We start from the raw sequence: 15,193 nt of genomic DNA on the forward strand, positions 1-15,193 counted from the left end.
TAAGTTTAACCCTCGTCAGGTTTCGCCGGTCTGACGAAACGCTGCTCCAAAACCTCGCTGCCCCATCGCGATCCAGGGCGCTCCTCGGCAAGATTGAAGCTGCGGCTCTCATAGAGATGGCGGGCGGCCTGAAGACCGGAAAAAGTCCAAAGGTGCGTCTCTATGAATCTTTCAGCGTCCACGAAGGCGAGAGCGGTGTCGAGAAGCAGTTTTCCAACGCCGCTTCCTCTGGCTGAATCGTCGACGATGAACCAGCGCAAATGCGCTTTTCCCGGCCCGATATCTTCACCATCGATCGCGATAGAACCGATGATCTGGTCGTCTCGGATGGCAGTCCAGATGGCGTTCTTCGGGTTGCCCAGACGATATCCGAACTCGGCCAGACCGCTGGCGACGACGGACTCGAATGCCTGTCCGAAGCCCACTGTCCTGGCGTAGAAAAGCGCGTGCAATTCTGTGATCCGCGCCATGATTCCTGGCATGTAGCCCGACTGAATGGAAATGGTGGCAGGCGTTGGCGTTCGGGCCAGCGCTTCGCCGTAAAGGCGCAGGCCGTTTGAAACGATGTGAAGCTGCTCCGGTGTCAATCGCTCGATCGCCGCTTGCACCTGTTGCCGGGCAAAATGATTGATCCGGCCAACCTGACTTTTTCCGGCGGATGTCAGCGAGAGATGCTTGACCCGATTGTCTGCATCTCCGGACTCTTCCGACACCCAGCCCGCATCGATCAGCTTGCGAAGCATTCTGCTGACACTGGATTTGTCCATATGCAGCGCGTCGCCAATATCACGCGCTGCCACGTCACCTTTTTCGATCTCTAGAAGGGCGTGAACGGAAGACGGTGAAAGGTCGGTGCCCGCAAAGCCCCGACCGGTAAAACCAAGCTCCCGCACCAACTTGCGGGAGTGGACACGGATTTCGTCGACAATCGGTTCGGATGGCACCATGACAGAAACCCAACATTAGTTGCAATATGCAACCTTATTCTGAGTGTCTGCCTGATGTCAAGGATCAGGGCGTGGGGGCAGATGGCTCTTCCGCCTCGACCTTCGCCGCACGCTCATCGAAAGCGAGCTTCAAGGCCTTCGTCATATCGCGTGTTGTCGCAAACCAGTTGGCGCTGTGCGTCCAATAACGCAATTTGACGGTCGCGCTATCGGCGCTGGCTGAATCGACGAAGGTGGTTGGCGCCGGATCGAGAAGCACGCGGCTGTCATTGCGCGCGATCTGCATCAGCATATCCTGCGTCTCTGCAATGCTCTCACCCTTTGGCACGGTCACGCTCAGTTCATGGCGACGGGATGGGAAGCGGCTGTGATTGGTGATCGGCACGTTCCACAGCGTGGAATTCGGCGCCAGGCGGTAGAGACCATCGCTGGTCTTCAACTCAGTCGCAAAAAGGCCGATTTCGATGATGGTGCCGGAGACAGCACTCGTTTCGATATATTCACCGACGCGAAAAGGACGAAGGACGAGCAGCATGATGCCCGCCGCGATATTCTGCAACGTGCCCTGCAGCGCCAGACCGATGGCTAGACCCGCGGCACCGAGTGCTGCGAGAATGGAAGCGGTCTGTACTCCGAATTGGCCAAGCACCATGACCATGACCAGAATGAGCACCACGTAGCGGATGGCACCGGCAAAGAACCCGGCAAGCGTTGCGTCGAAGCCGCGAATGCGGGAAAGGCCTTGGAACGCCCAGCGCTGAAGAAATGCCGCGGCCAGCCAGCCAATGATGAGAAGCAGAAGTGCGCCAATGACGGAGAAGGAATATTGCACCGCCAATGCGCTCGCCTGCCTGAGCGCGGCCTGTGATGCCACGATGATATCCGTTGCCTGTTGTTCCATGAATCGTCCCTTGATGATCTTTGGTGTCAGAATTGGTAACGATGGGTCTTGGCTCGGGTTCCCGCTATATCCGCTCCATATCGGTCAGCGGCAGCACGAAGGGAACATTGCCGTCGGTATCGGCGCCACGCCCGATCGCCTTGATCGCTTTCACCAATCGGCCTCTGCGATCGAGTAGCCTGTCACCGATTTCGATGATGCGGGCATTGGGTGTAGAATAGGGCGATACGGTTCTAAGCCGGCGTGCGAGCGCCGTTTCATCCTGATCCGGGTAGAGAGCCAGTGCGGCGACGACGGCCGCTGCAGGCGACCGAGACACGCCCATCCAGCAATGGACCAGAAGCGGGGCCGACTGATCCCACTCGCGCGCAAATTCGATCAGCTGCAGAACATGGGCATCATCCGGCGCGATCAGCGTATCGGTCCCCTTGAAGGCGATATCGTTCATCTGCAGCGTCAGATGTCGCTCGGCAGCAATCACGGCCGGGCGATGAAACGTCTGCTCTTTGGCAATCAAGGTAATCATTTCGCGCGCCTTGTGGCGCACGGCCATTTCTCCGATGCGGGAGAGGGGCGAGACGACGATGGCAGTCATGGTAGAGCCTTGCGCAGTGCTTCGATGGCTTCGAAGCGTTCGATGAAACGGCGTTGCGCCTCAAGTGCTGGAACCGGATCGATTGCGATCATGTCGCGGCTGATTCCGCGCGGCAGGCCGAAGAATTTCTGAGCCTCTGCAAGTGAAAAGCCCGCAAGCTCCGTGGCTTCGAAGAAAGCCGCGACCGTGTCCGCCTTCTTGATGCGGTCTTTCAGCTCTCGCGTGGGATGGGGTGGAAGCGAAAAACGCAGGTGAACGGCGGCCTCCAGCCGGGCCTCTACGCTCTTGTAGCCACCACCGACGACGGATTTGAAAGGGGAGATCATGTCACCGATCACATATTCCGGCGCATCATGCAGCAGTGCCATCAGCATATCATCCGGCGAGGCAGAGGCGTTCAGATGACAGAAAATCGCTTCGACGATGAGGCTATGCTGCGCCACAGAGAACGCATGGTCGCCGCGCGTTTGCCCGTTCCACCGCGCCACGCGCGCCAGACCATGAGCGATATCGGCCAGTTCCACGTCTAGGGGAGAGGGATCGAGAAGGTCGAGACGCCTGCCGGAGAGCATGCGTTGCCATGCACGCGGAGACTTGGAAGGTGCCACCGCTTAATCCTCGGCGCCCGCAAGCGAATCGACGGCAGGAAAGCTGATGCCGCTCCAGCCGGGCAGAGCAACGCTGACCTCCACATCTCCTGCAGTCATGACCTTGCCAGATCCCATAGCCTCGGCAGCTCGGTCGATGCGGATGATGGCCAGGCCGTTGTCCCCGATAACGGTGCCAAGTGCGCCCATCGATTTGCCGCCTGCCATGATCTCGGTGCCGGAAGGCGGCAGAGCGCTTGCCGCGGAGACGATGACGACGCGTCGGCGCGCCGTGCCGCGGTGCTTCATGCGCGAAACGACCTCCTGGCCGACGAAGCAGCCCTTCTTGAAGGACACGCCATCATTCACATCCATCAGAACATCATGAGGAAATGCATCCTGAAGGGCATAATCGCTGCCCGACTCGGCAATTCCGTTGGCGATGCGCAGGGCATCGTAAGCGGAAACGTCGCCCTCGGCGGATTTGCCGGGGACGCGATAGAGCGTTACGCCAGCCTTGGCGAAGCGACCGTCCGTGACACCGCCGTCCGGTGCAGCCTCGTTCCAATAGACGCTGACGCCTTCGAGATCTTCAGCTTTGAGATCAACAGCAGCCCGCAGCTTGTACATTGTGAGACGGCGTAGCAATGCTTCCTGTTGCTCCGCGCTCGTCTCCAAGCGATACGCTGTGCCCTCGCGCGAAACGAGAAAGTCGAATAGAATTTTGCCTTGCGGCGTCAACAATGCGCCTGCGCGAGCTTCGTTCTCTCCAAGTGATTCCAGATCCGTCGTGATCAGATTTTGCAGGAAATCGGAGGCAGCTTCGCCGCCTATGCGGATAAAACGACGGGTCGGTAAAAAAGCGGAAGACATGGCACTACCGTTCGACTGGATTCACCTGAGGGCATCGGCCTGAAAATCTTAGCCGATTTTCGGAAAGGCGCGATGCGTCGATTCAAAACTGAAAGCGCCGGGCATCCAAAAGGGCGAACGGCGCTTTAGAGTTAGGATTTTTGTAAGGCAAGGGCAAGCGCCCGAAATCGTCCGGCGCTCGATCAGTCGCCCGCACCGAAGAACTTCCACTGGCCATCGGGCGAAATGCCGATGCGGTAGAAGCTGTAATTGCCGTATTCCTGCATGTCGGCGAGATCCCCGGCGGTGATGATGCGCAGCAGGTCCACTTTTTCCGGCTTGGTCAGCGTGTTGAGCGACTTCCCGGCAAAATAAGGGAAGACATACATCTCATCCGGCGTTCCTGCATCTATGCGTGCATAGCCCGTGGAGAGAAGATCGAGGATAATGGCCAGCACTTCCAAGCCTTCCGGATCGCCGGAAAAGCTTTTCAGCGCGGCGATCGGATCGTTTCCTTCGCCATCGACGCGCGTCTGGTTTGGACCCGCATTGATCAGTGGTCGCAGCTTTTCGATGTCACCGGTGGAGGCTGCATCGATGATCAGCTGACGCAGACGACGGACCGGCTCCGGCGCTTTGCTGATATCATGCTCGATCTGGGCGGAAATATGCGGCGCATCGTCCTGCTCAGGCGCTGCCTGCTCTTGTCCGCCTTGGCGGTTCACCAGCGGATCAGGCATCGGAATGCCATCAGAACCCTTTTCGACCTGCGCCGGTTCGGAAGACTTGGGGGCATCGGAGGCCTGGGCCTGTTCGGTCTGCCCGCTCGGACCCGGCTTCAGCGCCGATAGAGCGTAAGCTGCATGTGGCAGCGCCGTTGCGGAGACGACCAGCGAAAAAACAGCGACAAGCGCGGCGGAAGACCGCGTGACGTCATGACGGAAGTACAGCATTGATAAACTCCCGCTTACTGGATGATCCGCTGCGGGGAAAATTCGCCAGCGAGCATGCGCTGACGCAGTGATTCGAGCATGGCCTCTGCGCCGGCTTCGCCATGCATGCGGATGGTTTCGCGCATGGCCAAGGCAATAGCGGCATCTGCGATGATCTCCGGCTCGATGCCGTCGGCCATACCATCGGCCCAGGCCTCGTTTTGATGTTCCAGAGCGACCTGCATCTTTTCATGCGCGATCATATCGTGGATTTCGTTACGGCTCGTTTGCATCTTTCATCCTCGACAGGGCGTTCAAGTCGTTACCACCCTGTTAACAACTCTAACAGTCTTTTATCAAAACGGCACGCCCCGCGGCGAAAAGAGGTTAACAATCCTCTAATTTCCGAACCTGGACGTGATTTCTTGTGCGAGTGTTGCGCCTTCGTTACGGTATTTCTGCTCCGCCAGGATCGCGGCGGGGGTGCAGCTGGTGTGAACGGCTGCAAAAGTACGGTAACCGCGGTTAAAGGCTGCGGTCATCCGCTGCTTCCGTTGAGGTTCGTTCGCGGTATCCGCCGCCAGAATATCGCTCATCGCCTTGCGCCATTCCTGCGGCCCCGTCGCCGGACAAAGCGTACGCAGATATTGGACAGCACCCAGAATTTCCGACAACCGTGCCAGCTTGTCATCATAAGGGGCTGGCTTGCTTTCCTGAGGCGGCGGCGCGGGAGGCTGAGGCGGTTTCTGGTTGGCAGCATGCGAAGCAACGGGCATGCCCATGCTCACCAACACCGCTAACAGAATACAAACTCGTCGACCCATGACGCTACGCACAACCCAATATCGGCTTTCGACAATCTTCGTCCAGATAGCTGTGATTCTAGTGTTCATGCAACTGGCCTAGAAGGCGCTCGGCGCATTCCACCACGCTTTCAGGCGCCGGAAGGGCACGTATTTCCTCCAGCGTGTACCAACCCGCATCTGCGGCATCATCGGCCGCAAGGACAGCAGCCTGCTCATCTGCCTCCACCAGAAAGACAGACAGCAGAAAGTGGCTCGTCAGCCGTCCTTCGGCGTCGTGGGATGGCAGATCATAGGTGGCGAAAAGCTGTGGATGACTTGCCCTGATGCCTGTCTCCTCCAGCAATTCGCGAAGCGCTGTCTGCGCTGGCGTCTCACCGGGCTCTCCCCGCCCGCCCGGGAAGGCGAACATGTCCTTCGACGGCGGGTTGATACGACGCACCAGCAGCAGACGGTCGCCACGCCGGACGATGGCAGAAGATGCTGGCTGAGGAAGAGGCATGCGGTTTCCTTCGAGAATCTGCCTCTTATTATGCAGTCAACCTTGCAGGAAACGTGGCGGCATTCTTTCCCTGTAGGGAAAATACTGAAAATAGGGGAGCGCCTCCTCGATTGCCCGCTTGACGGAGGGCTGCGAAACCAGTCGTTCGAAGTAGTCGCGGATGTTTCTAAGGTCATCGTCAAACGGGTGAACGATTGCGCCATAGAAGAGCGCAGGGACGGCCGCGCAATCCGCCGTTGAAAACTTTGTGCTCGCAACCCATTGGCGGCCTGTAAGGTGTTGCTCAAGAACGCCGTAGGCCTTGTCGATGGGCGCATGTGCTTCGGACACGCCATGCGGGTCGAAAGAGCCTTGGGGACGTAAGCATTCCGCGACAATGCGCTGCATCGGCTGGTGGATGGAGAGGTCGAAAAACCAATCCCGGAGCCTCACCTGGAGCTGTTCTTCCGCCTCTTGTGGCAGAGGTCGGAATGACCGGGTTAATGTATATTGATATGCTCCTTGATGATCCCGCTTTCGGGCATCGTTACGTTGGATTCCATATCACGCGACAGCGGCATCGTCCCCATCGGCGATGTCTCGAAGAATGCCGCCCTTGAATCAGAATTGGAGAAATCGTCGATAACCGACTCAAAAGACCTGCCGTTTTCATAAAGTGCCACAAGCACATTATGGCAGAAAGACCAGAGGATGCGTATTGAGCTTCAGGGTCGTGCAACCTCTCCATGAGGTAAACGAAACTGTGGCTGGATGCTGTGGAGGTCCAAGGAGAGTGCACCAAGGACGTGGTTTTCGCTATGATGCGTCGATGGATTCGAACAATCCACATTCACGTTGCGCAAAGCGAGTGCAGGAAACAGGCATGAAACTTACCCTCGTCTACGCGATGGCAGCGCTTGCTGAAATTGCCGGCTGCTTCGCCTTCTGGGCGTGGCTGCGCATGGACAAGTCGGCGGCGTGGTTGGGACCTGGGATGATGTCGCTTGCGGCCTTCGCCTGGCTTTTGACGCTTGTGCCGACGGAAGCCGCCGGCCGGGCCTATGCCGCCTATGGCGGGATCTATATCGTCGCGTCTTTGCTATGGCTTTGGATCGTGGAGCGTCATGCGCCTGATCGTTGGGATCTGGCGGGTGGTGCGGTCTGCCTGGCTGGCGCCTCGCTCATTCTGTTTGCCCCGAGAGGATAGGCCATGTGCGGTCGCTTCGTTTTAAAGGCAACGCCGGAAGAAATTGCCGACTATCTCGACCTGATAGGGCTGGAGGATTTTCCGCCGCGATTCAATATCGCACCGACGCAGCCTATCCTCATCATTGTCGAGGGTGAACGGCAGGAGGTGGGAAGCAATCTGCCGAACCGTAAAGCCATGCTCGTGCGCTGGGGCTTCATGCCGGGTTGGGTGAAAGATCCCAAGACGTTCCCGCTTTTGATCAATGCTCGCTCCGAAACCGCCATCGGCAAGGCGTCGTTCCGCGCTGCCATGCGTCATCGCCGCATCCTGATCCCGGCCAGCGGATTTTACGAGTGGAAGAGACCTTCCAAGGAGGAGGGCGGGAAGCCTCAGGCCTATTACATCAGACCAAAGCGCGGCGGCATTGTCGCCTTCGCCGGACTAATGGAAACATGGTCCTCCGCCGATGGATCGGAAGTCGATACGGGCGCCATCCTCACTACCGCCGCCAACAGGTCCATGTCGCGTGTCCATGACCGGATGCCGGTGGTGATCGCACCAGAGGATTTCGCCCGTTGGCTGGATTGCAAGACGCAGGAGCCACGTGAGGTTTCGAGCCTGATGCGGGCAGCGGATGAGGATTTTTTCGAAATGATCCCGGTGTCGGACAAGGTGAACAAGGTCGCTAATGTCGGGCCTGATCTCATAGAACCGGTGTCGGAAGCGGCACCTCTTGCTCCGATAAAGGAAAAGGGCGGACAACTGTCGTTATTTTAAACGACGGACCCGCTTCTCGCAGGCCGTGCCCTGACGTCGAAAATGAAAATGGCGCTCAAAAGCGCCACTTGCAACGTCGACAGGCACCACACTGCCTGCTGAACATAAAAGAGATCAGGCAGTCTTTGCCTGCTTTGGCTTACGCGCCACCATCATGGCGGCAGCTGCAACGGCCTTGAGGCCAAGCGGCTGGTAATGCGCCTTCAAATCCGGTTTTGCCGGCATCTCGATTTTCTTCGTTTCGGTCATTCCACCCTCCGCAGATCGCTTATCAGGCCTATGATTCGTTGGCCTTTCTGACTAGCTCTCTCGGGGGCAATCGTGACGAATTCGAGGCGGATTCAATCAATTGAAAATTGCAGACTGCGACATTTCGTGTTCGGCATCGCCTGAAAAAAGACGCATGTTAAACCAGCCGTTGTCACGGCAGGAATGATCTAGTCTCGTCAGGAATCAGATGCCGCGGTCGAGTCCGTCGCCGCTATCGCCGTGATCATGCTCTTCAATCGTCAACGTTCCATAGCGCTTGTGCCAGATGCGCGCGCTGAAGGGCAGGAAGGTCAGATAGGCGAGCACGGTGAGGATCAGCACTTCCCAGGTGAAGCTCATCAAGAGCGCCACATAGAGCACCACGATCAGAATGGCTGGAAGCACGAGATCGCGACGGATACGGCTTTCCGATTTGCCCGACCAGACGGGCAGGCGGCTGATCAGCAGATAACCGATCAACACGGTGTAGGCGGCAGCGATATGGGCGAATGTCCTGCTCGGTTCGACGCCGATGAAACCTATATAGACGGGAAGCAGCACCAGCATCGCACCCATCGGTGCAGGCACACCGACGAAGAACTCGTTCTGCCAGGGCGCTTTCACCTCACGTTCGATCATCACATTGAAGCGCGCTAGGCGCAGTCCGGCAGCGATGACGTAGATGAGGGCGGCAATCCAGCCAAGCGAGCGGGCCTGATCGAGGAGATAGGCGTAGACGACGAGGGCAGGGGCGACACCGAAATTGACAATATCGGCGAGCGAATCCATCTGCGCGCCGAACTTGGACGTCGCCTTCATCATGCGGGCCAGGCGTCCGTCGATGCCGTCGAGGAAGGCTGCCAGCAGCACCATGGCTACCGCAAGCTCAAAGCGGCCTTCAAAGGCAAGCCGAACACCGCTCAAGCCAGCGCAGATGGCGAGCACGGTCACGAGATTGGGGATGACAAGACGAAGCGGAATTTCCCGAAGCCTTGGGCCTCGTCCGCTATCCTGACTGATCTCGTGCGTGCCATTTATGCTTGGCTGCGGCGCTTGCTCGTCCATGAAACGCGTCTCCCTGACGTGTCATCAGCCGCGGCGGCTGATGACGGCTCCCTTGGTAGAGCCGAATTCGGCCAGAACCGTTTCACCGGCAATCGCCGTCTGACCGACGGAAACACGCGGCGAGAAGCCTTCCGGCAGGAAGATATCGAGGCGAGAACCGAAGCGGATCAGGCCAAAGCGCTCGCCAGCATCGACGGGTTCGTTCGGCTTGACCCAGCAGACGATGCGACGCGCCACCATGCCGGCAATCTGTACGACGCCGACCCGGCCATGCGCGGTTTCGATCACGAGACCGTTGCGCTCATTGTCTTCGGATGCCTTGTCGAGATCGGCATTGAGGAAGAGGCCTGGGCGGTAGGCGACATTGACGACGCGTCCACGCACCGGCGAGCGGTTCACGTGGCAGTTGAACACGTTCATGAACACAGAAACGCGCACCATTGGCTCCTTGCCGAGTTCCAGTTCCAGTGGCGGAACCACGGTCTGGATAGCGGAAACGGTGCCATCCGCGGGGCTTATGATCAGATCGTCATCCTGCGGCGTCACGCGCTCGGGATCGCGGAAGAAGTAGGCGCACCAGGCGGTCAGAACCATGCCGATCCAGAACAGCGGTTCGGCGATCCAGCCGAGCACCAGCGATGCCACGAAGAAGGCTGCGATGAAAATGTAGCCTTCCTTGTGGATCGGAACGAGGGTGTTACGAATGGTATCGAACAGGTTCATGGGTCTTTCTTCTCCGAAGTTTCGTTATCGGCCTTTGCGATATGCGCCATGAAGGGCGCTCCCGCTTGGACCTCGATTTGCCTGCGCGCCCGAAGGCGAAAACTTGGCTCGTTCCGCAAGACATGCACCATATAGTCGTTTCCCGACAATATTCACGTCTCAAGGCGACAAAACACGCATAGGTGACTACAGGCAAACCGCGTCACGGGCAATGGTGCGCAGCGGCTGGGCCGCTTTATACCGAGGTCAATGCGCGGGTTCACCACGATCCACCACGCCTAGGTCATCCTTCTCACGCACTTCCCTTAGCCGTTCTTCCGCCTGGATCGCTTCGCGCTGACGGCTCCACATCGAAGCGTAGAGACCGCCCGCCAACATCAGCGAGGAATGGGTGCCGCGCTCGGCGATGTTGCCATCCTTCAGCACAATGATCTCATCTGCGCCAATGACGGTCGACAGGCGGTGGGCAATCACCAGCGTGGTGCGGTTTTGCGAGACAACATCCAAGGCGCTCTGGATTTCCTGTTCCGTATGCGTATCGAGCGCCGATGTCGCCTCGTCGAGGATGAGGATCGGTGGGGCTTTCAGAATGGTACGGGCAATCGCGACGCGCTGCTTTTCACCGCCAGAAAGTTTTAGGCCTCGCTCGCCGACCATGGTCTGAAACCCGTCCGGCAACTTACTGATAAAGCCGCTGATCTGCGCCGCGTTGGCGGCAGCCGTGACATCGGCATCCGGCGCGTCCGGACGACCATAGCGGATGTTGTAGGCGAGCGTATCGTTGAACAGCACCGTGTCCTGAGGAACCATGCCGACCACCGCACGCAGGCTCTTCTGCGTCACCTCGCGAATGTCCTGACCATCGATGGTGATCGAACCGCCTTGGATATCGTAGAAACGATAGAGCAGGCGGGAGATCGTTGATTTACCAGCACCGGACGGTCCGACAATGGCAATGGTCTTTCCCGCCGGGACATCGAAGGAGATACCTTTGAGGATCGGGCGCTCGGGATCATAGGAAAACTGCACGTCGCGGAAGCTGACAGCGCCAGCGCCGATTTGGAGCGGTTTGGCATCCGGTGCATCCACCACTTCCGCCTCGACTTCCAGGAGATCGAACATCTGCTCGATGTCCGTCAGACCCTGGCGGATTTCGCGATAGACGAAGCCGATGAAGTTGAGCGGTACGGAAAGCTGGAGAAGCAGCGCGTTGATGAAGACGAAGTCGCCGATGGTCTGCTCGCCGCGTTGAACCGCCAGCGCCGACATCACCATCATGACCAGCGAACCGAGGCCGAAGATCACGCCCTGGCCGAAGTTCAGCCAGCCGAGCGACGTCCAGATGGCGACGGCAGACTTCTCGTAACGCGCCATAGAGGCATCGAAACGACGGGCCTCCATGTCTTCATTGCCGAAATATTTCACCGTTTCGAAGTTCAGGAGCGAGTCGATCGCCTTGGTGTTGGCGTCGGTGTCGCTATCGTTCATCGACCGGCGAATGGAGATGCGCCAGTTGCTGGCTTTGACGGTGAACCAGATATAGGCCCAAACGGTCACGACGGTGACGAAGACATACCAGAAACCGTAGGACACCCAGAAGATCGCCGCCGTCAGCAGGAATTCGATGAATGTCGGAGCGGTATTGAGAATGGTGAAACGGACGATGGTTTCGATGCCCTTCGTGCCGCGCTCGATGATGCGCGACAGGCCACCGGTCTTGCGCTCCAGATGGAAGCGCAGCGACAGTTGGTGCATATGAACAAAGGTCTTGTAGGCAAGTTGGCGCACCGCGTGCTGACCGACGCTGGCGAACAGCGAATCCCGAAGCTGGTTGAAGCCGATCTGAATGATGCGGGTGATGTTATAGGCGATGACCAGCGCCACGGCACCCAGCAGGAAGACGGGAAGCAGCCCCGCCATATCGACTTTGCCATTCAGTGCATCGGTTGCCCATTTGAAGAAATAGGGCACCGAGATCAGCACCAGCTTGGCAACGATCAGAAAGAAGGTGGCCCATACCACCCGCATCTTGAGATCGGGTCTGCCCTCGGGCCACATATAGGGCCAAAGGTTGATAAGGGTCTGCATCGGATTGCTGGAATCCGCTGAAATCGTCTTCTTCTTGTCGGCCATTCTCTGCTCCGGCGTCTGCCGGGATGCAGACAGCAAGACGGCGGCCCTGATGAGCCGCCGCCGTCTAAATTAGATAATATTCCGACCGGGCATTTGCAATGCTTGGGGCCGTCTTCTTACCGCGTCTTCAACCGGTTGCGGTGGATTTCTTCCGCATTCGGCAACGCCTTTTCCGGCACATCGAAAATCTGGCCTGGCTCGATCAGGTCCGGGTTCTGGATTTGCTGCTGATTGGCAAGATAGATGGTGGTGTAACGCACGCCCTGGCCATAGACGCGGCGCGAAATCTGCCACAGCGTATCGCCGCGACGAATGATCACCGCGCTCTCGCTATGCGCAAGCGGCGCCTGTTCGAATGTCTTCGTACCGGATGCATCGGTTACCGGAGCCGCTGCATTTGTTGGCACAGACGTTGCGGGAGCCGCTGTATTCAACTCTTCGAAGCGGTTCGTCAGGCCAGCAATTGCTTTCCCGACCGCGACCACATCGTTCGGCAGTGCTTCCACGAGTGAGAGCAAGGATCGCGCTTTGTGGGAAATGTCGGCAACGAACGCGGTAAAGGCCGGATCCGCAGAAGCGGCTGTGCGGAACTCCGAAAGTGAACGAAGCGCGATAACCGTCGCTGACTTCGCTGCCGCGACCTCGTCCAGCGTCGGTGTCTTGCCGTCCTTAAAGAGACCGGACAGAATACCGAAGGCCTTGGACACTTCCGTGCGCAGCGCTTCGAACGCAGCCTGATCGGTGACCGCTGCCGGAGCCTGTCCCGATACCGTCGCGTTCGGCTGCCCCCCAGCTACGCCGGATGGCTGCATGGCAACCGTGCTCTGATCCGCCTCCGGGCGAGAGAACGGCACGCGGACACGCACCGTTACCTTACCGGATGCATCAAGCGCTTCCGCCGTGATGATGTGACTGCCGACCGAAAGCTGGATGTCACCTTCGACGACGAAGCTGCCGGAGGCTTCCGCCTTGCTTTCGCCGACGCGCGTATCGTCTACGAGTGCGCGGATCGTCGTGCCGGCAGGCGCGGAGCCAGCAATGTAAATCTTCGAGCCATCGAATTCGACCGCGGTAACACGCACGGATGCTGTCTCGGAGGTGGTGTCGGTTGACGCTGCATTGCCAGTCGAGGAGGCCGCCGCAGGCGCTTGCGTGTTCGCTGCGGCATTTGATGCGGCCTGCGCCTGAAGAGCAGGTGGAGCTGCTTCCGGCATGGTCAGAACGCGGCTAGCCTTGCCAGGTGTGGTGACCATGGCAAGCAGATCGCCACCTTTCTGGGCAGGGACGGACACGGTCGCCACTTCCTTCGACTCGGAGACCTTGCCGTCCTTGCCGGTTGCGCGCAGCACCAGCTCATGGTTGCCGGGCGGAAGGGGATTGTCGAGAACGGCTGCAAAATCGCCGCTGCCTTCAACCGGGGTCTTGGCGATAACCTGGCCCTTGTTGACGATTTCAAGCTGCGAACCCGGCTGCGCCTTGCCGGCAATCACAGCCGAACCGTCCGGCTCGACGCGCAAAACGTCGAATGTCGGAAGCTGAGCGGCGTCTCCCGTGGCGGCGGGTGCGGAAGGCGTTGTGGGCTGTGCAGGCGTTGGAGCTGGATGAGGGGCTGTGGCTGGCGCTACCGGCTTTGGCGCACCATCATCCGTGCCGGCAAACACGCCCGCCAGACGGCGGACCTGTGCTGCGGCCGCGGCGGCATCTGTCGGCAAGCCGCGAAGATAGGCTGTCGTGCGCTCCGCTGCTGTGCGCGCGGTGGTGATCAGACGCGAGGTTGTCTCATCGAGCGATTCCGGAATGTCGATGTTTTCCAACTCGCGAAGCGAATCTTCGACCTGCTTGCGGGCGGCCGCAAACTCCTCATTGGAGGGCACCTTGTTATCGGCAAACAGGTTGCTCATGTCCTTGATGGACTTGTTGGCGGATTCCGCCAGCCGGCCAACCTTCTCGGCAATATTGGTGGTGTCCTTGGCCGCATCCGAGAGAAGATCGCCAGCCTTTTCACTGCCCATTTCGACGCTGTTCTTGACGGCGTTGCTGGCTTCGTTAATGGCGTCACCGATCGGCTTGTTATCGCCAGACATGCGAGGAAGAACGAAGAAGACCATGAGCAGCGTGGCAATGCCGAGCACGACAAGCGCCAACAATCCGGCTCTTTTATTTTTCATCATGTGTCTCCACGTCATTCTTCGCAATATTATCGAGGATTGCTAGCGTTTTAGCGCTTTTCATACAAGCGGCCCCGGGCGCCAAGCGCCGCGTTTGTCGCGTCTTCCCCCAAAATTTCTTGACGGAATTGACCCTGCGTAGTTCGGTGCAGGCCATGACACATGAAAACCATTCGATTCGATCCATCTGCGTCTATTGCGGCTCTCAGCCCGGGCGCGATCCCGCCTACATGGAAGCTGGCCGCAACCTCGGAAAATCCCTGGCCGAAAACGGCATTCGCCTTGTCTATGGCGGTGGCACCAAGGGCATCATGGGCGCGGTCGCAAGCGGTGTTCTTTCAAACGGCGGCGAAGTTACGGGGATCATACCCGAGTTTCTCGTGGATATGGAAGCGACACGCCATTCTCTCGGCCAATTGAACGAACTTGTGATCACCAAGGACATGCATGAGCGCAAGCACATGATGTTCCAGCGCTCGGACGCCTTCGTCACTTTGCCGGGCGGTATCGGCACGGTTGAAGAGATCGTTGAAATCATGACCTGGGCGCAGCTCGGTCGTCACGCCAAGCCCATGGTCTTTGCCAATATCAACGGCTTCTGGGACCCGATGCTGGAACTGGTCCGCCATATGCGCGACCAGGGCTTCATTCATCGCGCCCATCTGCTGAATCCACTGGTCATCGATCAGATCGATGACATCGTACCCGCGATTATCGAGCGCGCAGCAGCCCAGGAAAATCCGGAAGGCGACCCTTCGGTCATTGCGCAGCTTTAAAGCCTGAAGCTGCCG

Annotated in this window: 18 protein-coding genes; 3 read left to right on the forward strand and 15 right to left on the reverse strand. The window is 58.6% G+C overall.

What is annotated here, in order from left to right; genetic code table 11:
- Positions 1–5 precede the first annotated feature (5 nt).
- From QE435_RS18785 to QE435_RS18830, 10 genes are all read right to left on the reverse strand, one after another.
- A complete protein-coding gene (locus tag QE435_RS18785; RefSeq protein WP_349042303.1) occupies positions 6–947 on the reverse strand; it encodes a bifunctional helix-turn-helix transcriptional regulator/GNAT family N-acetyltransferase in 942 nt (313 codons plus the stop codon).
- A 64-nt stretch (positions 948–1,011) separates the two neighbouring features.
- Entirely contained in the window at positions 1,012–1,848 is an 837-nt protein-coding gene (locus tag QE435_RS18790) for a mechanosensitive ion channel family protein (protein WP_309770792.1), read from the reverse strand.
- Positions 1,849–1,912: 64 nt separating this feature from the next.
- Positions 1,913–2,443, reverse strand: a complete 531-nt coding sequence (locus tag QE435_RS18795) for a tyrosine phosphatase family protein (RefSeq protein WP_349042304.1) — start codon at positions 2,441–2,443, stop codon at positions 1,913–1,915.
- On the reverse strand, positions 2,440–3,051 hold the full coding sequence (locus QE435_RS18800) for an HD family hydrolase (RefSeq protein WP_309770794.1): 612 nt from the start codon (positions 3,049–3,051) through the stop codon (positions 2,440–2,442). The genes QE435_RS18795 and QE435_RS18800 overlap by 4 nt, the downstream gene beginning before the upstream one ends.
- Positions 3,052–3,054: 3 nt before the next feature.
- Positions 3,055–3,903: a folate-binding protein YgfZ gene (locus QE435_RS18805; RefSeq protein WP_349042305.1), complete on the reverse strand. Its 849-nt coding sequence runs from the start codon at positions 3,901–3,903 to the stop codon at positions 3,055–3,057.
- A 182-nt stretch (positions 3,904–4,085) separates the two neighbouring features.
- On the reverse strand, positions 4,086–4,835 hold the full coding sequence (locus QE435_RS18810; RefSeq protein ID WP_349042306.1) for a hypothetical protein: 750 nt from the start codon (positions 4,833–4,835) through the stop codon (positions 4,086–4,088).
- A gap of 14 nt (positions 4,836–4,849) precedes the next feature.
- A complete protein-coding gene (locus tag QE435_RS18815) occupies positions 4,850–5,107 on the reverse strand; it encodes a hypothetical protein (protein WP_062425653.1) in 258 nt (85 codons plus the stop codon).
- A gap of 105 nt (positions 5,108–5,212) precedes the next feature.
- Positions 5,213–5,590 carry a TIGR02301 family protein gene (locus QE435_RS18820; protein WP_349042307.1) on the reverse strand — a complete coding sequence of 126 codons (378 nt, stop codon included), beginning with the start codon at positions 5,588–5,590 and terminating at the stop codon, positions 5,213–5,215.
- Between the two features lie 106 nt (positions 5,591–5,696).
- Positions 5,697–6,119, reverse strand: a complete 423-nt coding sequence (locus QE435_RS18825; RefSeq protein WP_349042308.1) for an NUDIX domain-containing protein — start codon at positions 6,117–6,119, stop codon at positions 5,697–5,699.
- A 36-nt stretch (positions 6,120–6,155) separates the two neighbouring features.
- On the reverse strand, positions 6,156–6,551 hold the full coding sequence (locus QE435_RS18830; protein ID WP_349042309.1) for a glutathione S-transferase family protein: 396 nt from the start codon (positions 6,549–6,551) through the stop codon (positions 6,156–6,158).
- A gap of 430 nt (positions 6,552–6,981) precedes the next feature.
- Here QE435_RS18830 and QE435_RS18835 point away from each other — a divergent pair, with 430 nt between their 5' ends.
- Positions 6,982–7,305: a YnfA family protein gene (locus QE435_RS18835; RefSeq protein ID WP_349042310.1), complete on the forward strand. Its 324-nt coding sequence runs from the start codon at positions 6,982–6,984 to the stop codon at positions 7,303–7,305.
- A gap of 3 nt (positions 7,306–7,308) precedes the next feature.
- The gene (locus QE435_RS18840) at positions 7,309–8,064 is read left to right on the forward strand and encodes an SOS response-associated peptidase (protein WP_349042311.1); all 756 of its coding nucleotides are present in this window, start codon (positions 7,309–7,311) and stop codon (positions 8,062–8,064) included.
- 114 nt (positions 8,065–8,178) lie between these two features.
- Here the strand turns inward: QE435_RS18840 and QE435_RS18845 are convergent, their stop codons facing one another.
- The 5 genes from QE435_RS18845 to QE435_RS18865 form a co-directional block, all read right to left on the reverse strand.
- Positions 8,179–8,313: a hypothetical protein gene (locus tag QE435_RS18845; RefSeq protein WP_272865808.1), complete on the reverse strand. Its 135-nt coding sequence runs from the start codon at positions 8,311–8,313 to the stop codon at positions 8,179–8,181.
- Positions 8,314–8,517: 204 nt separating this feature from the next.
- A complete protein-coding gene (gene pssA / locus QE435_RS18850) occupies positions 8,518–9,378 on the reverse strand; it encodes a CDP-diacylglycerol--serine O-phosphatidyltransferase (protein ID WP_349042312.1) in 861 nt (286 codons plus the stop codon).
- Positions 9,379–9,402: 24 nt separating this feature from the next.
- Positions 9,403–10,101 (reverse strand): phosphatidylserine decarboxylase, encoded by a 699-nt coding sequence (locus QE435_RS18855; protein ID WP_309770804.1) that lies wholly within the window; start codon positions 10,099–10,101, stop codon positions 9,403–9,405.
- 246 nt (positions 10,102–10,347) lie between these two features.
- On the reverse strand, positions 10,348–12,234 hold the full coding sequence (locus tag QE435_RS18860) for an ABC transporter ATP-binding protein/permease (protein ID WP_306931968.1): 1,887 nt from the start codon (positions 12,232–12,234) through the stop codon (positions 10,348–10,350).
- Between the two features lie 116 nt (positions 12,235–12,350).
- On the reverse strand, positions 12,351–14,402 hold the full coding sequence (locus QE435_RS18865; RefSeq protein WP_349042313.1) for a LysM peptidoglycan-binding domain-containing protein: 2,052 nt from the start codon (positions 14,400–14,402) through the stop codon (positions 12,351–12,353).
- Between the two features lie 155 nt (positions 14,403–14,557).
- On the opposite strand from QE435_RS18865, the gene QE435_RS18870 reads away from it, so the two are divergent.
- Positions 14,558–15,178: a TIGR00730 family Rossman fold protein gene (locus QE435_RS18870; protein WP_309770809.1), complete on the forward strand. Its 621-nt coding sequence runs from the start codon at positions 14,558–14,560 to the stop codon at positions 15,176–15,178.
- Positions 15,179–15,193 lie beyond the last annotated feature (15 nt).

The sequence above is a fragment of the Agrobacterium sp. SORGH_AS 787 genome (genome assembly GCF_030819035.1).
GTDB lineage: Bacteria > Pseudomonadota > Alphaproteobacteria > Rhizobiales > Rhizobiaceae > Agrobacterium > Agrobacterium larrymoorei_B.